The sequence below is a fragment of the Arthrobacter methylotrophus genome (assembly GCF_039539965.1).
Taxonomy (GTDB): Bacteria; Actinomycetota; Actinomycetes; order Actinomycetales; family Micrococcaceae; genus Arthrobacter; species Arthrobacter methylotrophus.
Genome location: NZ_BAABED010000001.1, coordinates 4875669 through 4897258 on the forward strand (window position 1 = coordinate 4875669; position 21590 = coordinate 4897258).

Annotated in this window: 22 protein-coding genes; 8 read left to right on the forward strand and 14 right to left on the reverse strand. The window is 63.8% G+C overall.

Features of this window, described 5'->3' with window-relative positions; all coding sequences use genetic code 11:
• Positions 1-46 precede the first annotated feature (46 nt).
• From ABD884_RS25060 to uriH, 3 genes are read right to left on the reverse strand one after another with little or no spacing between them, the layout of a single operon-like run.
• Complete coding sequence (locus ABD884_RS25060; protein WP_345054181.1) at positions 47-991, reverse strand: ribokinase; 945 nt, start codon at positions 989-991, stop codon at positions 47-49.
• The gene (gene uriT, locus ABD884_RS25065) at positions 988-2415 is read right to left on the reverse strand and encodes a uridine transporter UriT (RefSeq protein ID WP_345033262.1); all 1428 of its coding nucleotides are present in this window, start codon (positions 2413-2415) and stop codon (positions 988-990) included. The genes ABD884_RS25060 and uriT overlap by 4 nt, the downstream gene beginning before the upstream one ends.
• The gene (gene uriH / locus ABD884_RS25070) at positions 2416-3480 is read right to left on the reverse strand and encodes a uridine-preferring nucleoside hydrolase UriH (RefSeq protein WP_345033263.1); all 1065 of its coding nucleotides are present in this window, start codon (positions 3478-3480) and stop codon (positions 2416-2418) included.
• Positions 3481-3643: 163 nt separating this feature from the next.
• Between uriH and ABD884_RS25075 the strand changes: the two genes are divergently transcribed.
• Together ABD884_RS25075 and ABD884_RS25080 are read left to right on the forward strand one after the other, a co-directional pair.
• A complete protein-coding gene (locus tag ABD884_RS25075) occupies positions 3644-4702 on the forward strand; it encodes a LacI family DNA-binding transcriptional regulator (protein ID WP_376955164.1) in 1059 nt (352 codons plus the stop codon).
• 54 nt (positions 4703-4756) lie between these two features.
• Entirely contained in the window at positions 4757-6400 is a 1644-nt protein-coding gene (locus tag ABD884_RS25080) for an HNH endonuclease (protein ID WP_345033264.1), read from the forward strand.
• Between the two features lie 79 nt (positions 6401-6479).
• On the opposite strand, the gene ABD884_RS25085 is transcribed toward ABD884_RS25080, so the two are convergent.
• From ABD884_RS25085 to ABD884_RS25130, 10 genes are all read right to left on the reverse strand, one after another.
• Complete coding sequence (locus ABD884_RS25085) at positions 6480-7103, reverse strand: LysE family transporter (RefSeq protein WP_345054190.1); 624 nt, start codon at positions 7101-7103, stop codon at positions 6480-6482.
• 52 nt (positions 7104-7155) lie between these two features.
• Positions 7156-7554, reverse strand: a complete 399-nt coding sequence (locus ABD884_RS25090) for a type II toxin-antitoxin system VapC family toxin (protein ID WP_345033266.1) — start codon at positions 7552-7554, stop codon at positions 7156-7158.
• Entirely contained in the window at positions 7515-7856 is a 342-nt protein-coding gene (locus ABD884_RS25095) for a type II toxin-antitoxin system Phd/YefM family antitoxin (RefSeq protein ID WP_345054314.1), read from the reverse strand. Before ABD884_RS25095 ends, ABD884_RS25090 begins: the two co-directional genes overlap by 40 nt.
• On the reverse strand, positions 7849-7989 hold the full coding sequence (locus ABD884_RS25100; RefSeq protein WP_345033267.1) for a hypothetical protein: 141 nt from the start codon (positions 7987-7989) through the stop codon (positions 7849-7851). The genes ABD884_RS25095 and ABD884_RS25100 overlap by 8 nt, the downstream gene beginning before the upstream one ends.
• A gap of 197 nt (positions 7990-8186) precedes the next feature.
• Complete coding sequence (locus tag ABD884_RS25105) at positions 8187-9428, reverse strand: RNA polymerase sigma factor (protein ID WP_425548305.1); 1242 nt, start codon at positions 9426-9428, stop codon at positions 8187-8189.
• 3 nt (positions 9429-9431) lie between these two features.
• Positions 9432-9836 (reverse strand): YciI family protein, encoded by a 405-nt coding sequence (locus ABD884_RS25110; protein ID WP_345033268.1) that lies wholly within the window; start codon positions 9834-9836, stop codon positions 9432-9434.
• A 65-nt stretch (positions 9837-9901) separates the two neighbouring features.
• Positions 9902-10717, reverse strand: a complete 816-nt coding sequence (locus ABD884_RS25115) for a methyltransferase domain-containing protein (RefSeq protein WP_345033269.1) — start codon at positions 10715-10717, stop codon at positions 9902-9904.
• Positions 10718-10856: 139 nt separating this feature from the next.
• Positions 10857-12089 (reverse strand): pyridoxal phosphate-dependent aminotransferase, encoded by a 1233-nt coding sequence (locus ABD884_RS25120; protein ID WP_345033270.1) that lies wholly within the window; start codon positions 12087-12089, stop codon positions 10857-10859.
• Between the two features lie 68 nt (positions 12090-12157).
• Positions 12158-12820, reverse strand: coding sequence for a hypothetical protein (locus ABD884_RS25125; RefSeq protein ID WP_345033271.1), 663 nt, complete (start codon positions 12818-12820; stop codon positions 12158-12160).
• A gap of 45 nt (positions 12821-12865) precedes the next feature.
• Positions 12866-13402 carry a MarR family winged helix-turn-helix transcriptional regulator gene (locus ABD884_RS25130; RefSeq protein WP_345033273.1) on the reverse strand — a complete coding sequence of 179 codons (537 nt, stop codon included), beginning with the start codon at positions 13400-13402 and terminating at the stop codon, positions 12866-12868.
• A gap of 102 nt (positions 13403-13504) precedes the next feature.
• On the opposite strand from ABD884_RS25130, the gene ABD884_RS25135 reads away from it, so the two are divergent.
• A complete protein-coding gene (locus tag ABD884_RS25135) occupies positions 13505-15685 on the forward strand; it encodes an MMPL family transporter (protein WP_376955197.1) in 2181 nt (726 codons plus the stop codon).
• Here the strand turns inward: ABD884_RS25135 and ABD884_RS25140 are convergent.
• Positions 15661-16596, reverse strand: a complete 936-nt coding sequence (locus ABD884_RS25140) for an NAD-dependent epimerase/dehydratase family protein (RefSeq protein ID WP_345033275.1) — start codon at positions 16594-16596, stop codon at positions 15661-15663. The two genes, ABD884_RS25135 and ABD884_RS25140, sit on opposite strands and share 25 nt — an antisense overlap.
• A 138-nt stretch (positions 16597-16734) precedes the next feature.
• Between ABD884_RS25140 and ABD884_RS25145 the strand changes: the two genes are divergently transcribed.
• The 5 genes from ABD884_RS25145 (at position 16735) to ABD884_RS25165 (ending at position 21529) form a co-directional block, all read left to right on the forward strand.
• A complete protein-coding gene (locus ABD884_RS25145) occupies positions 16735-17460 on the forward strand; it encodes a TetR/AcrR family transcriptional regulator (RefSeq protein ID WP_345054202.1) in 726 nt (241 codons plus the stop codon).
• Between the two features lie 51 nt (positions 17461-17511).
• Positions 17512-18297, forward strand: coding sequence for an oxygenase MpaB family protein (locus ABD884_RS25150; RefSeq protein ID WP_345033277.1), 786 nt, complete (start codon positions 17512-17514; stop codon positions 18295-18297).
• Positions 18290-18811, forward strand: coding sequence for a DUF817 family protein (locus ABD884_RS25155; RefSeq protein ID WP_345033278.1), 522 nt, complete (start codon positions 18290-18292; stop codon positions 18809-18811). The genes ABD884_RS25150 and ABD884_RS25155 overlap by 8 nt, the downstream gene beginning before the upstream one ends.
• Before the next feature lie 160 nt (positions 18812-18971).
• Positions 18972-20843 (forward strand): molecular chaperone DnaK, encoded by a 1872-nt coding sequence (gene dnaK / locus ABD884_RS25160; RefSeq protein WP_028267564.1) that lies wholly within the window; start codon positions 18972-18974, stop codon positions 20841-20843.
• A gap of 2 nt (positions 20844-20845) precedes the next feature.
• Positions 20846-21529 (forward strand): nucleotide exchange factor GrpE, encoded by a 684-nt coding sequence (locus ABD884_RS25165; RefSeq protein ID WP_345033279.1) that lies wholly within the window; start codon positions 20846-20848, stop codon positions 21527-21529.
• Positions 21530-21590: the final 61 nt, after the last annotated feature.

The following is a 21590-nucleotide window of genomic DNA, read 5'->3' on the forward strand; positions in this document are numbered from 1 at the left end:
CGCGGTCCGGATCCCGAAAACAGGTAGGAAGTTGAGGCAAGCTGAGTCAGGAAATCCGCAAGTGCTCCAGGACTTCCCCGGCGCCAGGGTAGGCGGCTTGAGTGCCCTTCTTGGTGGTGGCGAGCGCCGCGGCAACCGAAGCGAACGCCGCAGCCTCGGCCAGGGTTTCGCCTGCGGCAAGGCGGGCGGCAACGGCGCCGGTGAAAGCGTCCCCCGCGCCGGTGGTATCGACGGCGTTGACCTTGGTGGGTGCGATCCGGGAGATTTGTTCCCCCGGAACGGCGAGCGAATCCAACACCACCGAGCCATGTGAGCCGAGGGTAACCAGGACCCGCTCCAAACCGCGCTCGGCGAACTGGCTCCGGACCGGTTCCCAAGCGCTTGCATGCGCGCCGGGGTGGGGCATCTCGGCCTCGCCAAGGAACATCGAAGCCTCGTGGGCGTTGACCAGCAGGACGTCGCTCAAGGCGGCCAAGCTCTGCGGGATTTCGGCGTAAGGCGAGAGGTTCAACAAAACCGTCGCACCGGCGTCGTGCGCTGTTTTGGCAGCCGCCTCTACGGTCTCCAGGCCGACCTCCAGGCAAAGGCAGAGCACCGCGGCGTCGTCGAAGACGTCCGCGGAAATGTCTGCGGGGGCGAGCGTCCCATTGGCCCCGGCCGAAATGATGATGTTGTTCTCGCCGTGAGCGTCCACCGCAATGACCGCGACGCCCGTAGCCACGTCCGAGGAACGGCGGACCCGGGAAACATCCACGCCCGCTCCTTCCGTCGAATCGAGGAGCATGGTGCCGTTCGGGTCATTTCCGACCGCGCCGATCAGGCTCACCGTACCGCCCAATCTGCTCGCTGCGACGGCCTGGTTGGCGCTCTTGCCACCGGGATTGACCGCAAAGCCGTTGCCGTGGACGGTCTCGCCCGGAAGCGGGAGCCGCTCGCAATAGATGGTCAGGTCCGCATTCAAGGACCCGACGACGACGATCCGGCGGGTCACTTTTCAACCTCGGCTTCGAGGGGCTTGGGAATGAGCAGCGACGCCGCGAAGGCGGCAACCGTGATGGCCAGACCGACGACGACGACCGTCAAGTAGGAGGATTTGGCGTCGCCGAGGGCGGAGGTCGCCACAAGGACGGCTGGAAGCACCAGGAAGCTCAGGCCGGCGCCGAGGTTGAATGCGCCGGCGTTCATGCCGGGCAGGAATCCGGGGTTTCCTGCGGGGGAGAGGACAACGCCGAGTCCGTTGAGCATGATGTTGACCGTACCGGCGTACATAATGCCGAGCAAGGCCGTTCCGGCGATCATGAGCGGCAGGCTGCTGAGGCCGAAGAAGGCGATGATGGCCAGGGCCGCGATGCTGCCTACCATGCCGATGCGCAGGACCTTGGTGTAGCCGAGGACGGGGGCGAGCCGGCCCGTGATGGGACCGAATACCCAGCCGAGGAGGGCATACGGGGTGAGGATCATGAGGGACATCTCGGTGGGGCCAACTCCGAATCCCGGTGCGGCGGCCTGGACGTAGGCGGGAACGATGCCGTTGATGACGGCGAAGATACCGGTCATGGCGAGGGTGGTGGTCAGGAGCGGTGCCCAGGTGGAGCGCTGGCGAAGGTGGATGGTTTCCACCATCGGCGCCTTGGAGCGCTTTTCCACCGTCCAGAAAGCCGCGAACGCGACGACGGCGACCACAATCAGCCCGATGGCCAGCATCAGGGTGCCGGACGAGAATGCGCCAACCAGCTTGGAGCCCTCATTGAGGGCCGTCAGGAGCGCGCCCACCGCGATCACGATGAAGAACACGCCGAGCCAGTCCATGGTGGTGCCGGCCGCAGGCTTGCTTTCGCCGGCCAAGAGGGCGATCAGTGCCGTGGCCACGACTGCCAGGCCAACCATGAGCCAGAAGATGCTGCGGAAGCCGAAGTGCTCGGCGAAGTAGCCGCCCACGAAGGAGTCGACGCCGGCCACTCCGCCATTGACTGCGGTGATGAGTCCCATCAAGGCCCCGTATTTGCGCGGGTTGTTGACCGCGGAGCGCAGCATGATGAGGCACAACGGGACGGTGGGTCCGCTGACGCCCTGGATGATGCGGCCCACGAAGAGCCACGTGACATCCGGGGCCATGGCCGCGATGACCGAGCCAACGGCCATCAGGAGCATCATCCCGAGCAGGATCTTCTTGCGTCCCACGATGTCGCTGAGCCGCGGCAGGAAGAGCGAAAACAACGCCGCGGCGGTGAAGAACCAGGTTTGGGAGAGGCCGATGACGGCCTGGTCCGTGTGGAGCTCGTTGCCCATGGTGACCAGGGCGGGGCTGAGCATTGAAGCGTTGAGCTGGAAGGCCACGCAGGCGGCCAGCAAGGCGACCATGAGGGCCGTGACGTTGCCGCGGCTGGTCTTGGTTTCGTTGATAAGGGTGGTCATTTACTTGGCCTCTCCTGCGATGCTGCCGGCTCCGGCGATGGCGGGCTCGTGCGGTTCGACGGCGGCGGGAGCGTGCGGTTCGACGGCGGCGGCCGCATTGCCGGGTTCGCCGATGCGGACCAGCGCGTCCGTGACGAGGTTCCAGAACTTCTCGTGGTCGAGGTCGACCGCGACGGAAGTGTTGCAGTCAGCGGGTGCGGGGGCGCGGAAATCGGCCACGGTCATGCCGAGGGTGAGCTTGCCCTGCAGTTCGATGTCGACGGGTACCTTGCGGGTGCTCACGACGCTCGGATCGATCACGTAGGCCACGGCGCAGGGATCGTGGACCGGTGGATAGTCGAAACCTTGGGCGTCCTTGTAGGTCTTGGTGAAGAACTCCATCAGTTCCATCACGAATTTGGCAGGCTTGGTGCCCACGGCAGCGATCTTCTCGACAACCTCCGGAGTGGCCAGCGCCTGGTGCGTGAGGTCCAGGCCGACCATGACCACGGGCCATTTTTCGTTGAACACGATGTGGGCGGCTTCGGGGTCGATGATGATGTTGAATTCGGCCACCGCGCTCCAATTTCCTACATGGTAGCCGCCGCCCATGAGGACCACTTCCTTGACGCGTTCAACGATGCGCGGTTCCTTGCGGGCCGCCATGGCGATGTTCGTGAGTCCCGCGGTGGGGACCAGGGTCACGGTGCCCGGTTCGTGCGCCATGATCGTCTCAATGATGAGGTCGACGGCGTGGCGCGGGTCGAGCTCGATCGTGGACTGGGGCTGTTCGGGGCCGTCCATGCCGGTTTCGCCGTGGATGTCCGGCGCAGTTTCGATGGACCGGACCAGGGGACGGTCGCAGCCGGCGGCAAAGGGAACGCCTGTGATGCCGGCGATGGTGCCTACCGACAGGGCGTTGCGGGTGACCTTTTCGAGGGTCTGGTTGCCAACCACCGTAGTGACGGCCAGCAGCTCGATGTCCGGGTTGCCGTGAGCCAACAGCAGGGCTACGGCATCGTCATGGCCGGGATCGCAATCCAGGATGATCTTCTTGCGTTCACGGGTCATGGTGTTGGGGTCCATGTTCATCTCCACGTCATTGGGGCCTGCGCAGGCAGGGCGCTAAAGCATTCAGAGAAATTCTGGCACTGGTGCAGGGGTTACGTCAAGCGCTTAACGTTCGTGGTGTCAAGCGCTTGATGCCTTGCCGCGGGGGAAAGGTCCGATTCACCGCTACGATCGATGTATGGAATCCGCCAATCGAGTTCACCAAGCCCCAAACCGGGTTCAACGCGTCACCGCGGCGATGGTGGCCTCGCTGGCAGGGGTTTCCACGGCGACGGTTTCCCTGGTCGCCAACGGCAAAACCCAAGGCAGGGTCTCCGAAGACAACATTTCGCGCGTCCGCAAGGCCATTGCCGAGCTTGGCTACGTGGTAGATGGAATCGGCAGTTCCCTGGCCAAAGGCGTGAGCTCGATTGTGATCCTCGTGGCGCCGGATATCTCCAACCCGTTTTTCGCCAAGGTCATCGCCGGGGTCCGGGAATCGCTCGGCTCCGATTACCAGCTGCTGCTCTCCGTGACCGACGCCGGTGAGTTCCCCCGCGCTGACGATGTCCGGAGGCTCTTGGCCCTCCGCCCTGCCGGCCTCTTGGTGGATGCACCCAGCGCAGCCTTCCTGGAGGAGCTTTCCGTTGCCGGGCCGCTGGTCCTTCTCGATGCCCCGGGCCTCGAGTCCTACGCCCCGTCCGTCAATCTCGATGTCGCGCACGGTGCCCGTGAATTGGCAGCACATCTTGCCGACTCGGGGCACAAGCGGGTTGCCTACATGGACAGCGTGACCGGAACGGCAACGTTCGAGGTGCGCCGGGCGGCGTTCTTGGACGAGGCCCACGCGCGCGGGATTTCCGTGGCCGACGCGCACATCATCAGTACCACCATCGACGTCGGCGCTGCCGCGGCCGCCTTTGCCGCCGCCTGGCCGGACTGGCAACGCGCCGGGGTCACCGCCGTCGTCTGCGGGACCGATACCCACGCCTACGGTGTGCTGCAGGAAGCCCGTGTGGCCGGCGTCCGGATTCCGGAGGAACTGGCAGTAGCCGGCTTCGACGACCTGCCATATTCGGCCACGAGCAACCCGAGCCTGACCAGTGTGCATTTGCCGGCCACTCCACTCGGACTCAAAGCGGGCAAGCAACTGCGCGGGCTCATGGAAGGCCGCGAGTTGGAGCAGCCGCAATTGACGCTGGAGAGCTCGTTGGTGGTGCGGGGCTCCACTGGGGTAGGGAGCGGGCTGGTTTGGTGAGGTCCATCGAACTGCCGAGCTAAAAATGTCAGGGGTCCCTGAAATGCTTTAGTTATGGCCGGAAATCGGGAAATCCAGTGGGCGGGGAAGGCCGTGGCATCCGGCCGTGCGGTTCCGGATGACGTGGTTCCGGATGACGCGGTTTTGGATGACGCGGTTTTGGATGACGCGGTTTTGGATGACGCGGTTTTGGATGACGCGGTTTTGGATGACGCAGTCCCGTGCCTCCGTTTGCAGGATCTGATCCATGCCGTGAACTCACTCCGGCCAGGCCTGGCGAACGGCACGGCATCGGCCGGCAGTACCGAACTGACCGACCGCGCCGAATTGATCGACCGCGCCGAATTGACCGACCGCGCCGAATTGATCGACCAGCTGCGGGCCCTAGAGGATTTGAAGTCCGCTGTCGCGGGCGCGCAGGCCCGGATCACCGTCGCGTTCGATGCCGCCCAGCGCAGCGCGGAGTCAGATCTGGGTGTCCCGGTCGCAGAACAGGGGCGCGGCGTCGGAGCACAAATTGCCTTGGCCCGGCGGGAATCCCCGGCCCGCGGATCCCGGCTCCTGGGACTCGCGAAAGCCCTGGTGACCGAAATGCCCCGTACCCTGGCCGCACTGGACACCGGGCAGCTGAACGAGTGGCGCGCCACCCTGCTCGTGAAGGAAACAGCGTGCCTGGCCGCCGAAGACCGCTGCGCCGTGGACGAAGAGCTCGCCGCCGACACGGGGATCTTTGACGGCGCCGGAGACCGGGCCATCATCGCCGCGGCCCTGACCGCGGCCTACCGGCGGGACCCGCGCTCCGTCACGCAGCGCGCCAGCCACGCCGCCACCGAACGGCACGTCAGCCTGCGCCCGGCCCCGGACACCATGACCTACCTGACCGCCCTGCTTCCCGTCGCCCAAGGCGTGGCCGTGCACGCGGCCCTGAGCCGGCACGCCGACACCCTCCGCCCGGCAGGGGACACTCGCAGCCGCGGCCAGATCATGGCCGACGCCCTCGTCGAACGCACCACCGGCACCCCCGCGGGGATTTGCGGCGTCGAAGTCCAGCTCGTCATGACCGACCGCACCCTGTTCCAGGGCGACAGCGAACCCGCCCGTCTGCCCGGCTACGGCATCGTCCCCGCCGGTTGGGCAAGGACAATGCTCGCCGGGAACCACCAAGCCGGGCAGCACCGGGATCTGAAGGTCTGGCTCCGGCGTCTCTTCACCGCCCCCGGATCCGGGGAGCTTGTCGGCGTGGATTCCCGGGCACGCTTCTTCCCGGCGGGTTTGCGGCGCTTCATCCAAGCCCGCGACGACACCTGCCGTACCCCGTACTGCGACGCGCCCATCCGGCATTTCGACCACATCGTCCCCCGGCACGGCGGAGGACCCACCAGCCTGAGCAACGGGGCGGGCTTGTGCGAAGCCTGCAACCACACCAAAGAACTCAACGGCTGGGCAGCACGAACCGGCATGGGGAGACGGCATGTCTTCGACATCCGCACCCCCACCGGCCACCGCTACCAATCAACAGCCCCGCCACTTCCGGGTGCCCATCCGAAAGCCACCGACGAACCCGGCATTGACTTGCCCGGCGCCCAGCTGGCCGGGGCGTCCCAATCCGGAGGCCACCGACGCTGGCTCCGAGCACAAGCCAAAGCCCTTAAATACGGCCGCGCCATCGAACTCCGCACTAGGCTGAATGCCGCTTAGGTCTTAGGCCTGGACACCCTAGGATCGCCGCTGCTATCTGTCCCGCTGCTCGCAGCTGCTAGAACCTAAGAAACGCGCCCTAGTGGATGACGGCCAGCAGGACGCCCACCGACATGAACAGCACCCCGAAAGTGCGGTTGAGGACCTTCTGGCCATGTTCGTTGTGCGTGAATCGTTGGAAGGAACGGGCTGCCAAAGCGAAGAAGAACCACATGACGCAGATGTCGATGAAGACGATCGTGGTGCTGAGGATCAGGTATTGCGGAATCAAAGGCTGCTCGGGGCGGGTGAACTGCGGCATGAAGGCCAGGAAGAAAACGATCGCCTTGGGGTTGAGCAGGTTCACCCAAACGCCACGCTGGAACATGGACCAAGCCGGCTCATTCCGCCGCGCCTCGACCTTTTCCTTGTCCAGGTCGGGCCGGTGCAGGAACTGCCGGATGCCCATGTAGACCAGATAGGCCGCTCCCGTGTAGCGGATTACGTTGAAGACCACCGGCGAGCTGGAGACCAGAACGCCCACGCCGAGGGCCACGATCAGGATGTGGACGATCAATGCCGCCTGTTGTCCCAGAACTCCCCAGATGGAGCGGCGGAATCCCGAGGTGAGCGAATTGCTCATGGTGGAGATGGCGCCAGCGCCGGGAGTGAAACTGATCAGGGTGCCGGCGCCTACCAGGGCCAGCCAAAGTGAAATCTCCACCGATCCAGCTTATGCCCGTAGGATGCGGTGCCCGGATGCGCGGCTGGTGCGGCTACCAAAGCGTTTCGACCAGAGGAAACTTATGAAACTCCTGGTCGGCCGTTATGACCACCATGGATTCCACGATTGCCTGCGCAGCGATCAGCCTGTCGAACGGGTCCCGATGTTCCCAATCGAGGTATCCGGCCGCGAGCGCATGCACGCTTCGGATGGGCAGTTCCTCGTTGCACAGTTCGGCGACGTGCCGGGCGTAACCCAGAAGAAGTCCGTCAAGGCCCTGAAGCTTGCCCAATTTGTGTTTATAGCCGAGCTCGTAGGCGCTGGCTGACGACGCCAAGAGACGGTTGTCGAATGACTGAATAACGCGCCTCGCCTTGGACGAGAGCTTTCGAGGTTCGGTGAGGGCCCAGATCAGGGCGTGCGTGTCGAGGAGGTAAGGGGTGCTTCCCACAGCGCACGTTCCTCCTCATCCAGGGGCTCAAGAAAATTGTCCGGAAGTTGTCCTTTGACGAATCCGAGGCGGCGTGTGGTGGGACGCTCGATCATCACCAGCCGGGCAACGGGCGTACCGGCTTTGGCGATAACCACCTCTTCGCCCCGTTCAACCATGTGGAGGAGTTCAGACAGGCGGGTCTTTGCTTCCTGGACGTTGTATTGTGCCAGGTTGACCAAGTCTAGTTGGTCAACCTCAGTCTGGTAAGGCTCCGTGGCGCGGTGGACGCCCGCAACCCGTAGCCGGGGAAGCTCACTCACAATTGCCAAACTTCGAATGTACCCAGTGAGTCATGGTGTCCGGGAGATCATGTCCCGATGCATATTGGTCAAAGTAGGAGTGCGGCCCGGCGGACATGTAACCGGTTTCGTCGAGGCCAAAAGGGCCGATCATGTGGAGTCCTCGCTCTGCGGCTACCTCTGACAGAAGCTTCGCTTCCCGATCACCACGAGCCTCGGGCAGAGCTTTCCTTCTTGGACGATAAGCGGACGGGCGAGAAGCTCAAGGTCAAAGCCTGCTTGAAAAATCATGTTTTGAGGCTATTCGCGGCCATGAACCGCAGACAGAGGCCACTTTGCCTATGTGGACAACTACCCCAGACTCGCCGCTTTCACCAAGAGGTACTGCCGCTCCTGGAGGCTCTTGGTCTTCTTTGCTGCGCCAAGGAAGCACTCCCGGGCCCGCATGCGATCCCCGGACATTTCGAGCAAGTGCCCGCGGACGGCGTCGAGCCTGTGCCAGTCTTTCAGCTCTGCCTCAAGGCCGTCCAGTAGCTCAAGGGCGGCCTGCGGCCCATCCACCATTGCCACGGCAACGGTGCGATTGAGTGTTACGACCGGGCTCGGGGCCATGGCCTCGAGAACCGTGTACAACGCCAGGATCTGCGGCCAATCGGTCTGGTCCGCGGTGGTCGCCTCGGCATGGACCGCGGCAATGGCGGCCTGTAATTGATAAGGCCCGGGATGCCCCACGCCGAGCACTGATGACAGAAGTTCCAAGCCCTCGGCAATCTGCGCCGAGTCCCACAACCTGCGATCCTGCTCCGCGAGCGGCACGAGCACCCCGTCCGGCAGGGATCTGGCCCGGCGTCGGGCATCAGTGAGAAGCATCAGAGCAAGCAGTCCGCCCACCTCGTGTTCGGCCGGGACCAGTCTCCGGAGGAGCCGCGCAAGGCGGATCGCCTCCCGGGTGAGCTCTTCGCGCTGCATGGATGGCCCGGAACTCGCCGCGTAGCCCTCGTTGAAGATCAGGTACAGGACATGGAGCACGACGCCGAGCCGCGCCTTTCGCTCCCCGGCTTCCGGGAGCTCGAAATGGGCTCCCGCCTTTCTGATGCTCTGCTTCGCCCTGCTGATCCTCTGCCCCATCGTGGCTTCCGGGACCAGGAACGCACTGGCGATTTCCGCCGTCGTGAGCCCTCCGACCGCCCTTAAAGTCAGTGCGAGCTGCGAGGGTGCTGAAAGAGCTGGGTGGCAGCACAGGAAAAGGAGGGCGAGGGTATCTTCTGCAAACCCGCCCGTGTCCCTCGTCGAATAAGGCGCTTCGCTGGGCGGCGGTTCCAACGCTGCCGCCCGCTTTTCGCGCTCTTGCCGGGAACTTTCGCTGCGCCAGTGGTCCACCAAACGGCGAGTGGCGACGGTGAGCAGCCACGCCCGGGGGTTGTCCGGAACGCCGGAATCGGGCCATTGCAATGCGGCCTCAAGCAGCGCTTCCTGGACGGCGTCCTCGCATTCGGCGAATTGGCCGTGCCTGCGCACGAGCACGCCGAGGACCTGCGGCGCGAGGGTGCGCAGCAGGCCCTCGAGCATGGACTCCCGGGAAGGCTTGGCCAAAGGCTAGACCTCCGGCGGCTCGTCCTGGACGCGGCGGAGCTCCACGACAGGCGCGTATTTCACGATGCTGGAGCAGATTTCCACTGCCCGTTCCTCGCTGGCCACGTCCACCACCCAGTAGCCGATGAGGGATTCCTTGGCCTCGGCGAAGGGCCCGTCGGTGGTGATGACACCGTTGTCCGTCTGCTTGACGAGTTTGGCGGTGCCAGGATCGGCCAGGCCCGCGTTGAAGACCATCTCGCCGGAATCGCTGAGATCCTTGTCGATCTGGATCATGAAGCCGATCATTTCCCTGATCCATTCGGGATCGGCGGTTTCCATCATGCCTTCCGCGGAACCAAACATCATGATCATGTATTTCATCTCGAACTCCTTATGTGGGCGCCCCGTGCGGACGCTTTCGTTCATGGGTCGGAACTGCATGACGCTTTTCGACATGGCTAAGGGAATTTCCCGCGGGTTTTTGGCAGGCGCTAGGCCCGCGCGATGACCTCTCCATTCGGAATCAGGAAAAAGCCATCATCCGTGGAGCCCCAGCGGTGCCAACCGGCGGCAATCCGGGCCAGATCTGCCTCGTTGGCGAGCCCGTATTCCAGCGCCTGCTCGGCAAAGGCGGAGTGCAGGACGCGTTCACTCCACACCCGCGATTGCCAGCGGCGCTGCTGGGCGGTCGCGTACAGCCAGTTGCTGCTGGAGGGCGCGACGTCGGTAAAGCCCGCCTGCTGCGCCCAGGACACGAGTCGCCGCCCGGCGTCGGGTTCTGCTCCGTTGCGTCGGGCGATCTTTTGGTAGAGCTCCATCCAGTCGTCGAGCTCGGGGACCTCCGGGTACCAGCTCATGCCGTGGAAATCGGCGTCGCGCACCGCAACGATGGCACCGGGCTTGGCTACGCGCCGCATTTCGCGCAATGCGGCCACGGGGTCGGTCAGGTGCTGCAGGACCTGGTGCGCATGGACGAGGTCGAAGGTCTCGTCCTCGAAGTCCAGATCGTAGATGTTGCCGGTCACGAATTCCACGTTTTCCACGCCGCGCCCGGACGCCAGCGACGCAGCCTGGGCCACGATCTCAGGGGACCGGTCCAGCCCGACTGCCTTTGCGGGGGCCACCAGCTCCGCGAAGTCGCACGTGATGCTCCCAGGTCCGCATCCGACGTCGAGCACTGATGTTCCGGCGGTGAGATGCGGGATGACGAACGCGGCAGAATTCTCGGCCGTCCGGGAGGCGTGGGCGCGTACGACGGATTCGTGATGGCCGTGTGTGTAGACGTCTTCGGGCTTCTGCTCGTTCATAGGGAAACGCTACCCCACAGACTCGAAAGCGGGCGGAACTGCCCAACTAGCTCGCATTTGTTGTCGCTATGAGGCGTCATAACGGCAACAAATGCGAGCTAGTTGGTGCCCGCGCCGCCAGGGTTCCTCGGCGTGGGGACTAGCTGGGGTCCTCAGGCCGGCTTCGATACGCGGCCAGGAACGTCGAAACCCTACGCACGGCTTCCTCGATTTCCCGGACCGACGGCAGGATGACGAAGCGGAAGTGGTCCGGGGTGGGCCAGTTGAAGGCCGTGCCGTGGGAGACCAGGATCTTCTGGTCCTGCAAGAGGTCCAGGACGAACTTCTCGTCGCTCTCGATCGGGTAAACCTCGGGATCCAGCCGTGGGAACAGGTACATGGCCCCGGCTGCGGGGACACAACTCACGCCGGGGATCGCAGTGAGGAGCTTCAAGGCAAGATCCCGTTGTTCGCGGAGCCGGCCCCCTGGCTTGATGAGTTCCTCGATGCTCTGGTAGCCGCCCAAACAGGTCTGGATGGCGTGCTGCGCAGGAACATTGGAACACAAACGGAGGGAGGCCAGGAGCTCCAGTGCTTCACGGTATTCGGCGGTGGCGGCATGCGGGCCGGTCAAGGCTACCCACCCGGCACGGTAGCCCGGCATGCGGTAGGCCTTGGAAAGGCCGCTGAAAGTCAGGACGCAAATGTCGTCCGCCACGGACGCGGTGTGGATGTGCTGGGCGTCCTCGTAGCGGATCTTTTCGTAGATCTCGTCTGAAAACAGGACAAGATCATGCTTGCGGGCTAATGCCGCGAACTGCTCCAGGATGTGGCGTGGGTAGACCGCGCCCGTGGGGTTGTTCGGGTTGATGATGACGATGGCCTTGGTGCGCTTGGTGATCTTCGCTTCGACGTCGGACATGTCCGGCCACCAGTTCTGGCCCTCATCGCAGAGGTAGTGCACGGGCTTGCCGCCCGTGAGGGTGACTGTTGCGGTCCACAGCGGATAGTCCGGCGCGGGAATCAGGACCTCGTCGCCGTTCTCCAAGAATGCCTGCAGCGTCATGGAGATCAGTTCGCTGACGCCGTTGCCGATGAAGATATCCTCGACGCCGATATTCATCAGGTTCTTGGTCTGGTAATACTGCGAAATCGCGGTCCGCGCCGTGAAGATCCCTTTCGAGTCGCTGTACCCCTGGGCACCGCGGATGTGGTGGATCATGTCCACCACAACCGACTCCGGCGCCTCCAGTCCGAACGGTGCGGTGTCCCCGAGATTCATCTTGAGGATGCGGTGCCCTTCGGCCTCCATTGTCTTGGCGGCTTGCAGGATGGGACCGCGGAGCTCGTAACGGACGTTCTGTAGTTTGCTGGAGTGCTGCATCGGGCGCATGGTTGATCATTTCATGTCTGGCGTCTGACCGCCCGGTGATGACGTTTTGCTGGAGTTTTGCTTCCTTTTCACTCCCACCGGATGATGACCGGCAGGCTGCTCGTGTTGGCTGGGACTTCACGCTCAGTGCCGCGGACCGCGACGACAAAGTGCTGGAGGTCGTCCGCCGAGGCAAGTACCTCGAAATGGCCCGTGGGATCGCTCACGACGGCGGTGGCTGACGAATGCGCTCGGATGTAGGCATCTGGGATGCCTTTGTTGTGGACATCGACCAGCCGGCCGTGGATCCGGCGGGACACCGTGGTGGTCGCGACGAGTGGTTTAGCGGCTGGAGGGTCGGAAGGCTCCTCGAAGCGGATCCCGACGGGAATGCGGACCAGGAAACCGAGGCCCTGGCGGATGCCTGCATCGTATTCGTCTGGCTGGAACTCGCCGCTGGAGACCACGGAGTACTGGTTGTGATGCTCGACGGCCAGAAGGAGCTTCTCCATGTTGTCCAATTGGGTGGGGCCATGGCATTCCACGGCTACCTTCAATTCAAGGTCCAGCAAGGGGCCTTCCCGCCGGGATCGGCCCACCCTGTTCATGGCGACGGTGTGGACGGTGACAGGTGCATCGGTGGGTTGGCTGGCGAGGGGTTCGGAGCCGTCGTCGAAGCGGACACGCTCTGGCGAAACGGCGTCGGAAAGTATCCCGAGGAGTTCGGTCAACGATGATCGCACAACACCCACGGTGTCACCCCACCAAGTGGTCCAGCACAGCCGATGTGGTCAAGGTTACTCTTGCACCGCCCTGTGAGTCACCGGAACATCGGGCGTAACTCCAGTCGATGGTTCATGGCTTGGCGTGACGTCTTTGCGGGCCGCCACGGTGGCCTCGATGACGCCCTGCAGGAAAGTCATCACGGTGTGAAGTTCTTCCGGTGAAAGTGCGCCGATGACCGGGCCGATGGCGCTTGCCAGGGGAGAGAACAGTTGACTTCCTGTGGCGCGTGCCGACTCCGTCATTTCCAGATGAACCTGTCGCCGGTCCTTTTCGCTGCGGTGGCGCGCGAGATGGCCCGCCCGGTCCAGCCGGTCCACGAGCGCAGTTGTTGCCGGCGAGCTCAGGTTGAGCGCTGTTCGGAGGGCGCCGGGGGTCATGGTCCTGCCTTCCCGGGCAGCGGCGACCATGGCAGCCAACGCATTCAGGTCTGTGCGATGGAGATCGTGACTGCTGCTGACGGCCTCTACGTAGCGATCGGTTTCGACCGTGAATTGTTGGAGTAGCCCGAGGAGCGCTGCAGCGGACGGAACGTGCTGATTGTCATCCATGAGGCCTCCTTCAGCCTCAAATTATCCCACTGATGTGCCATTGACCAATTATCTCCATCATAGATATATTTCATCGTGGAAGTAATTGGAAAGGGTGTGGGGATGATGGACAAAAAACCAGGAGCCGGCAATCGAGGCCGCTCGCGGTGGTGGATAGGAGTGGCTGTGCTTTCGCTGATCGCATGGATGGCGGTCGGTGGAATGGGCGGACCAACTTTTGGAAAGCTCAGCGAGGTATCCAGCAACGACCAAGCCTCGTTCCTGCCAGCCAGCGCTGAATCCACGGAAGCCCGTGAATGGCAAAGCAAATTCACTTCCGGCGGGAGCGTTCCAGCGGTGGTGTTGATCGAGTCGCCGGAGAAGCTCTCACCCCATCAACTGGCTGGCCTGGCGTCCCTTGGCGCCCAACTGACGGCTGTCAACGGAGTCAGCCCTTCGGCGTCGGTTGCTGGGCCGATTCCGTCCGCGGATGGGAACGCTGCGCAATTCATCGTCCCGGTTGAGCAAGGAAACGGAGTCAAAGGGAGTATCCAGTCGCTTCGAGCAAAGGTGGCAGGCTATGTGGCGGAGGCCGGTCTTCCCGCCGGGACGGCCACCTACGTGACGGGACCGGCAGGCTTCCTCGCGGACTTGGTCAACGCCTTTGGTGGCATCGACGGGATACTTCTCTTCGCGGCCTTGGGTGCAGTCCTGGTGATCCTGCTGGCCGTTTATCGATCCGTAGTGCTGCCCTTTGTGGTCCTGCTGACCGCTGTCTTCGCGCTGTGTGGCTCCATTCTGGTGGTCTTTGCCTTGGCGAAGGCAGGCGTGGTCCAGTTGACGGGCCAGAGCCAAGGGATCCTGTCCATCTTGGTGGTAGGTTCGGCTACCGACTACGCCCTTCTATTTGTGGCCCGATACCGGGAGGCCTTGGCCTACCTGCCCAACAAATGGTCGGCAGTAGGACGCGCGTACAAGGGTAGCTTCGAGGCCATCCTGGCATCGGGAACAACCGTCGCCTTGGCGTTGCTCTGCTTGCTCTTCTCGGAATTGAACTCGAACCGTGGGCTCGGGCCAATCGGCGCGATCGGAATCGGCTTTTCAATGTTGGCCAGCCTGACGCTGCTTCCTGCGGCCCTTGGCTTGCTTGGCAGGTCCGCCTTTTGGCCGCGTACACCGAGGAAGAATCCGGCCAACTCCGACATCCCGCGCGTCTGGAGGCTTTTGTCCAACACCATCAGCAAGCGGCCCAGGGCCGTGTGGGTGGGCGCGGCTGCCATTCTGGTGGTGTGCGCCTCGGGCCTCCTCCAACTCCAAGCCAGCGGGGTTCCGCAATCGGATCTCATCCTGAGCAAATCGGAAGCAGTGGACGGTCAGGCGGCGCTCGGCCGGCATTATCCCGCCGGGGCAGGAAGTCCGGTGGTGGTTGTCGCCGACGAAAAGGCTGCGGATGCGGTCCTTGCGGCTGTCGTAGGCCAGGAAGGCATCTCGGATGCCGCCATGGTGGGCGCTCAGGCCGGTGCGAGCCAGCGCCCGCCGGGCCAACCCCAGTCGAACAATGCGCCCTTGGTGCGGGACGGCCGGGTGCTGATCAACGCCACGCTGTCCTCGGAGGCGGATTCGGCGAAGGCTGAACAGACCATCGCAACGCTCCGGCAGAAACTGCATGACGTGGCGCCCGGGACGTTGGTGGGAGGAACGACGGCCACCGCGGCGGATACCAATGCCAGTGCGCAGGCCGACTTGTGGCGGATTATTCCGATCGTCCTGGCCGTCATCCTGTTGGTGCTGATGGCGTTGCTGCGGGCCGTTCTGGCGCCACTATTGCTGATCGGCACCGTTGTGCTTTCCTATGCGGCAGCGTTGGGGGTCTCGGCTTGGGTTTTCAACCATGTGTTTGGATTCCCCGGCGCGGATGCCTCGGTTCCCCTTTTTGGCTTTGTGTTCCTTGTGGCCCTTGGAGTTGACTACAACATCTTCCTCATGACCCGTGTCCGGGAAGAGTCGCTGGGGGCCGGAACCCGGCCCGGTATCTTGAAGGGGCTCGGTGCGACCGGCGGTGTGATTACTTCCGCGGGGATTGTCCTTGCCGCAACGTTTGCCGCCCTCGGGGTCATCCCGATCCTCTTCCTGGCGCAGATCTCCTTCATTGTGGCGTTCGGCGTGCTGCTCGACACCACCATCGTTCGCTCGCTCCTGGTGCCCGCCCTGTCTTATGACATCGGCCGGCGGATTTGGTGGCCCGGGCGTCTCGGCACGGTTCCCGCGGTAAAAGAGATTCAGCGGGCAACCGCGGCTTCCTGATCCCGCCACCAAGCGACCGTTGCCGCCATCGCGTCTGCAAACGGTGTCGGCTCCAGTTCCAGCATTGCCTGGCTCGCCGTGGAGTCCATGATGAACGGCCGCTCGAATTGATACAGCATTTCGGCCAGCTCGCGCATGTCGATCGAGAACAGGCCGAGGGTCCGGAGCAGCCAGCTCGGAACCACGCTCAGCTTCGGTTCTGGAGCGCCGGCCGAGCGGGCGACGTTTCGCGCGATGCCGCGCATCGTCATGGCCGGTCCCGTGGGGGCGTGCAGCACCGAGTTCCAGAGCTCCGGCTTGTGCGCGGCAGCGATCATGGCCGCGGCGAGATCCGGGACGTAGGTGAAGGAGTGGGGCTGGTCGGCGCTTGCGAGGACTTGGACGGTTTTGCCCCCAAGGACCAGCGGCACCATGCGCTCGCCGGCGTGCGCCATGCGGACCAGGGGTCCGAAGAAGTCGCCGGCCACCACGCTGACGGTGTTCGCCGCGTGGCCTTCGCGTGCCTTCAGCAGGGCGGAGCGGATCCCGCGTTTGCCTCCGGCAGCTTCGCGCGGGCTGCCTTCGGTCATGATCTTGTCCGGCTCGCTATAGGAGTAAAGGCTCTCGGGGAAGACGACGACGGCGCCTGCCGCCACAGCGGCGTCCATCACCACTTGCTCTGCTTGTGGAAGCTCGGCTGCCCAGGCTTTGGCGCGGTAGGCCGAGCCGTGGATGCAATGAAAAACGCCTGTGGCGCCCTCCAAGGCTTGAGCCACTTTGGCCGGATCCGAGACGTCCACACGGCGTTTCTCGATCAGCGCGTGCTCCGGGCCACTGCCGGAGCGCGTCAGGATGCGCACCCGCTCGCCGCGTTGGGCAAGTTGCTGGGCTATGGTCCATCCGACAGGTCCTGCTCCGGTGACGACGTACATGGTGGTGCTCGCTTTCTGCTGGGGAATCCATTCAGAGAGCAGTGCTCTCTGAATTCAGGATGAACCTTCCTGGACTGCATGTCAAGAGCGCTGCTCACATTTGTTGCCTATGCTCTCCCTTATGGCATTCTGGGGTGCATGAACCTCCCTCCCGCCGCAGAGGCCAAACGATCGACTCCCCGGGAGCGTGCCCGGGCCCAAACCGTGGCTGACATCATCCGCTTGGGCCGTGAGCACCTTGCGCTGCACGGAGCGGCGGCACTGTCGCTGCGCGCCGTTGCGCGGGATCTTGGCGTGGTGTCTTCGGCTGTCTACCGCTACGTGGAGAGCCGTGACGAACTGCTGACCCTCCTGCTGATCGACGCCTATGGCGAGCTCGGCGACGAAGTGGATGCCGCCGTCGACGCCCTCCCGGCCGACGATTACCGCGGCAGGTTCCTGGCGCTCGGGCTGGCCGTTCGTCAGTGGGCCCTGCGCGAGCCAGCCAGCTATGCCCTCCTGTTCGGCAGCCCGGTGCCCGGATACCAAGCGCCCGCAGAGCGCACCGCCCAACCTGGAACTCGAGTGATCTACCGGATGGTGGGGATCTTCGACGCCGCCCACCGCGCAGGCGCCCTGGCCGCCGACGTGGCGCCCGCCGTCGTCGTACCTCCTGCCCTTGCGGCAGACTTTGCGGCCATCCGGGCCGAACTGGGCGTTGCCGTTCCGGACTCCACGCTGGCGCGGGGGGTGCTGGTATGGACGTCGGTTTTCGGCGCGGTCAGCTTCGAAGTGTTCGGCCAATACGGGGCCGACACCTTCGTTGCGCGGGACGAGTTATTTGAGCATCAACTTGAGGTCTTGCTGGGGATCGTGGGGCTGTAGCCGCTCCCGCAACACGCGTGAATGACAGTGCCCGAAAGGTACAGTGACCTCATGGCCCGTGGACTTGCTGACATTGGAGCGGAGGGCGTCTTGCTCGCCGGGGCAGGCCGCGCCATCCTGATGCAGATCGCGAATCCGGCGGTGGGGCACGGCGTCGCGGAGCACAGCAACTTCGCCGAGCGGCCCCTGGAGCGACTGCGGGCCACGATGACATACGTCTATGCGGTGGTCTACGGCTCGGAGGAGCAATTGGCCCAGGTACGGCGGTCCGTGAACCGTGCCCACGCCCCTGTCCGCCGGGCGGCGGACGACGCGTCCAAGGGGTACAACGCCTTCGACGCGCAATCCCAGCTCTGGGTCGTTGCAACCCTGTATGACACTGCCGTCACCGTCTACGAAAAGGTCCACGGAGCCCTCGACGACGACACTGCGGATCGCATCTATAGCGAGTATGCGCGGATCGGTACAGCCCTGCAGCTCCCTCCGGAACTTTGGCCCGCCGACCGCTCCGCGTTTGCGCGCTACTGGGACGAATCGTTGCGGAACCTGGAACCGGATGCCGCCGCTTTGCGGGTTGCCCGCGAGCTCTTGTATCCCACGGGCGGCCCGTTTTTATTGCGCCTCACCATGCCGTTGGCCCGGTTGCTCACGGCGGGTCTGCTGCCTTCGCAGCTCCGCGAGGGATTCGGACTGCCCTGGAACGCGCGGCATCGGCGCGGCTTTGACGGCACCATGCGTCTTCTGGCCGCGGCCTATCCGAAGCTGCCGCAGGGGGTCCGGCACTGGCCGAAGAATTACTATCTTGGCCAGCTCGGCGAGCGACGGGCCGATGCGTGAACTCACCGCGATAGAGGAACTTATCGACGGGAGCGCAGCCCGTTTCGTAGGCCATTCCCCTGCCCAAGGACTTCGATCCAGGCTCACTGAGTTCACCGTCTTCGGCCTCAAGCAGGCGTGGGCGTGCGTCTTCGGCGCTTCGCTCCTTGCCGTCATCTTTGCTGCCCACCTTTGGTATCCCGCCGACGCCGCCCTGGCCAGAAACGATTTCATGACGATCGCCGCCGTCGTCATCCAAATCGTGATGGTCGCCACGAAGCCGGTGCGTTATGTACTTTCGGGTGTTTCGGCGTCGGCTCCGGATGCCGCTGCTCCTGTCGTTCCAGCTGGATGGCTGGCGCTTGGTGTCGTCGGAACGCTGCGGGGTCGCCGGAACGCTGCGGGGTCGTCGGAGCCTTCCGGCGAGCCGGCACCGTTCCCACGAGTTCGACGCCGGCCGGCGTTCTCCCACGGCGAAATCGAGCAAAATTCCCAGGGTTTCCGCGGTTTCTCGACCCCAGATAGGCAAAGTTGAGCGTAACCGACTCAACTTTAGATTGACATTCGAGAGGGTCTGAGTACAGTTGAGTGCAGAACGCTCAACTAACCGAAGGTTGAGTGCTCCCCGGCTCCACACCCTCCACGGGGGTTGCCGGGTGAAATCTCGATCGTCGGCCATTGAAAGGAAGCAACATATGTCACGCGCTGTAGGTATCGACCTCGGAACCACTAACTCCGTCGTCTCTGTTCTCGAAGGTGGCGAGCCCACCGTCATTGCCAACGCCGAGGGTGGCCGCACCACGCCGTCGGTGGTTGCATTCTCCAAGTCCGGTGAAGTTCTGGTCGGTGAAATCGCCAAGCGCCAGGCCGTCAACAACATCGACCGCACCATCGCTTCCGTGAAGCGCCACATGGGCACCGACTGGTCGGTCGCCATTGACGACAAGAAGTACACGCCGCAGGAAATCTCCGCGCGCATCCTCATGAAGTTGAAGAACGACGCCGAGTCCTACTTGGGCGAAAAGGTCACCGACGCTGTCATCACCGTCCCGGCCTACTTCAACGACGCCGAGCGCCAGGCCACCAAGGAAGCCGGTGAAATCGCCGGCATGAACGTTCTTCGTATCGTCAACGAGCCCACGGCCGCTGCACTTGCCTACGGCCTTGACAAGGGCAAGGAAGACGAACTCATCCTGGTCTTCGACCTCGGCGGCGGAACGTTCGACGTCTCCCTGCTGGAAGTCGGCAAGGACGAAGACGGCTTCTCCACCATTCAGGTCCGCGCCACTGCCGGTGACAACCGCCTCGGCGGCGACGACTGGGACCAGCGCGTCGTTGACTACCTTCTGAACCAGCTCAAGGTCAAGGGCATCGATCTTTCCAAGGACAAGATCGCCCTGCAGCGCCTGCGCGAAGCTTCGGAGCAGGCCAAGAAGGAACTCTCCTCCTCCACCAGCACCAACGTTTCCCTCCAGTACCTCTCCGTCACCCCCGACGGCCCGGTCCACCTGGACGAGCAGCTGACCCGCGCCAAGTTCCAGGACCTCACCAAGGACCTGCTGGAGCGCACCAAGAAGCCGTTCCACGACGTCATCGCCGAGACCGGCATCAAGCTCTCCGAAATCGACCACATCGTACTGGTGGGCGGTTCCACCCGTATGCCTGCTGTCTACGACCTCGTCAAGGAACTCGCCGGTGGCAAGGAGCCCAACAAGGGCGTCAACCCGGACGAAGTTGTTGCCGTTGGTGCCGCACTCCAGGCTGGTGTGCTGAAGGGTGAGCGCAAGGACGTCCTACTGATCGACGTCACCCCGCTGTCCCTCGGCATCGAAACCAAGGGTGGTGTCATGACGCACCTGATCGAGCGCAACACGGCCATCCCCACCAAGCGTTCCGAGACCTTCACCACCGCTGACGACAACCAGCCGTCCGTGGCCATCCAGGTCTTCCAGGGCGAGCGTGAATTCACCCGCGACAACAAGCCGCTGGGCACGTTCGAACTGACCGGCATCGCTCCGGCACCGCGCGGCGTCCCCCAGGTCGAGGTCACCTTCGACATCGACGCCAACGGCATCGTCCACGTCTCTGCCAAGGACAAGGGCACCGGCAAGGAACAGTCGATGACCATCACCGGCGGTACCGCGCTCTCCAAAGAAGACATCGACCGCATGGTCCGTGAAGCCGAGGAGCACGCAGCCGAGGACAAGGCCCGCCGCGAGGCTACCGACACCCGCAACACTGCCGAGCAGCTCGCCTACTCCGTGGACAAGCTCATCGCCGAAAACGAAGACAAGCTGCCTGAAGAGGTCAAGACCGAGGTCAAGGCCGACGTCGACGCACTCAAGAAGGCCCTCGAAGGCGCCGACGACGCAGCAGTGAAGACCGCTTTCGAGAAGCTGCAGCACTCGCAGTCGAAGCTCGGCGAAGCGATCTACTCGCAGGCCGGTTCCCCGGATGGCGCAAGCAGCGCTGCCGGTGCTGAGGGAGCTCACGCTGGCGCCAAGGCTGGTTCTTCGGATGAAGATATCGTCGACGCCGAGATCATTGACGAAGACGAAAAGAAGTAACCATGCCTCACCACGGCAATGACGCAGAGCACTCACCTTCCAACAACGAGGGCAAGCACGACGAGCGTGAAGGAGCCGGTCAGCAGAAGCCAATTATTCGTGACAACCGCAAGGTTGACCCGGAGACCGGGGCCGCGCGGCACCCCCAAGGATCGGCAGCTGATTCCAACGCCGCTGCCGCCGGGGGCGACGCCCTGTCCCAAGCTGAGGAAATCCTCAACGGCGTACAGGTTCCGGCTGAAGAGTCGGTAGCCCCCGGTGCCGCTGCGGAAGCAGAGGCCGCGGAACTCCGCAATGACCTCTTGCGCCTGCAGGCTGAGTACGTCAACTACCGCAAGCGGGTCGAACGCGACCGCGCCGTCGCAGGGGAAATGGCCGTGATCGGCGTCCTGAATTCTCTGCTGCCGGTGCTCGACGACATCGACGCCGCCCGCCAGCACGGCGACCTCGTGGACGGCCCGTTCGCCGCGATCGCCGCCAAGCTGGAGACCGCGCTCAAGACGTACGGCCTGGAACGCATCGCGGAAACCGGAGTCGAGTTCGACCCCACGATCCACGAAGCACTCATCCAGCAACCGGGCGAAGACATCGACGTGGACACCGTCAGCCAAGTGCTGCGCTCCGGTTACCGTTCCGGCGGCCGCGTCCTGCGTGCCGCACAGGTAATCGTGGCTGTGCCTGCTTAGCATTCTTCGACATGGCAGTTCGCGGCAGTGATTCGCTAGGACATTGTCGCGAACTGCCATT

Excerpts from the sequence above, each read along its gene's own strand:
- uriT (WP_345033262.1), bottom strand. The coding sequence starts at position 2,415 with ATGACCACCCTTATCAACGAAACCAAGACCAGCCGCGGCAACGTCACG.
- uriH (WP_345033263.1), bottom strand. The coding sequence starts at position 3,480 with ATGGACCCCAACACCATGACCCGTGAACGCAAGAAGATCATCCTGGAT.
- ABD884_RS25075 (WP_376955164.1), top strand. The coding sequence starts at position 3,644 with ATGGAATCCGCCAATCGAGTTCACCAAGCCCCAAACCGGGTTCAACGC.
- ABD884_RS25080 (WP_345033264.1), top strand. The coding sequence starts at position 4,757 with ATGGCCGGAAATCGGGAAATCCAGTGGGCGGGGAAGGCCGTGGCATCC.
- ABD884_RS25100 (WP_345033267.1), bottom strand. The coding sequence starts at position 7,989 with ATGATCGGCCCTTTTGGCCTCGACGAAACCGGTTACATGTCCGCCGGG.
- ABD884_RS25110 (WP_345033268.1), bottom strand. The coding sequence starts at position 9,836 with ATGAACGAAAGCGTCCGCACGGGGCGCCCACATAAGGAGTTCGAGATG.
- ABD884_RS25115 (WP_345033269.1), bottom strand. The coding sequence starts at position 10,717 with ATGAACGAGCAGAAGCCCGAAGACGTCTACACACACGGCCATCACGAA.
- ABD884_RS25120 (WP_345033270.1), bottom strand. The coding sequence starts at position 12,089 with ATGCGCCCGATGCAGCACTCCAGCAAACTACAGAACGTCCGTTACGAG.
- ABD884_RS25130 (WP_345033273.1), bottom strand. The coding sequence starts at position 13,402 with ATGGATGACAATCAGCACGTTCCGTCCGCTGCAGCGCTCCTCGGGCTA.
- ABD884_RS25135 (WP_376955197.1), top strand. The coding sequence starts at position 13,505 with ATGATGGACAAAAAACCAGGAGCCGGCAATCGAGGCCGCTCGCGGTGG.
- ABD884_RS25140 (WP_345033275.1), bottom strand. The coding sequence starts at position 16,596 with ATGTACGTCGTCACCGGAGCAGGACCTGTCGGATGGACCATAGCCCAG.
- ABD884_RS25145 (WP_345054202.1), top strand. The coding sequence starts at position 16,735 with ATGAACCTCCCTCCCGCCGCAGAGGCCAAACGATCGACTCCCCGGGAG.
- ABD884_RS25150 (WP_345033277.1), top strand. The coding sequence starts at position 17,512 with ATGGCCCGTGGACTTGCTGACATTGGAGCGGAGGGCGTCTTGCTCGCC.
- ABD884_RS25155 (WP_345033278.1), top strand. The coding sequence starts at position 18,290 with ATGCGTGAACTCACCGCGATAGAGGAACTTATCGACGGGAGCGCAGCC.
- dnaK (WP_028267564.1), top strand. The coding sequence starts at position 18,972 with ATGTCACGCGCTGTAGGTATCGACCTCGGAACCACTAACTCCGTCGTC.
- ABD884_RS25165 (WP_345033279.1), top strand. The coding sequence starts at position 20,846 with ATGCCTCACCACGGCAATGACGCAGAGCACTCACCTTCCAACAACGAG.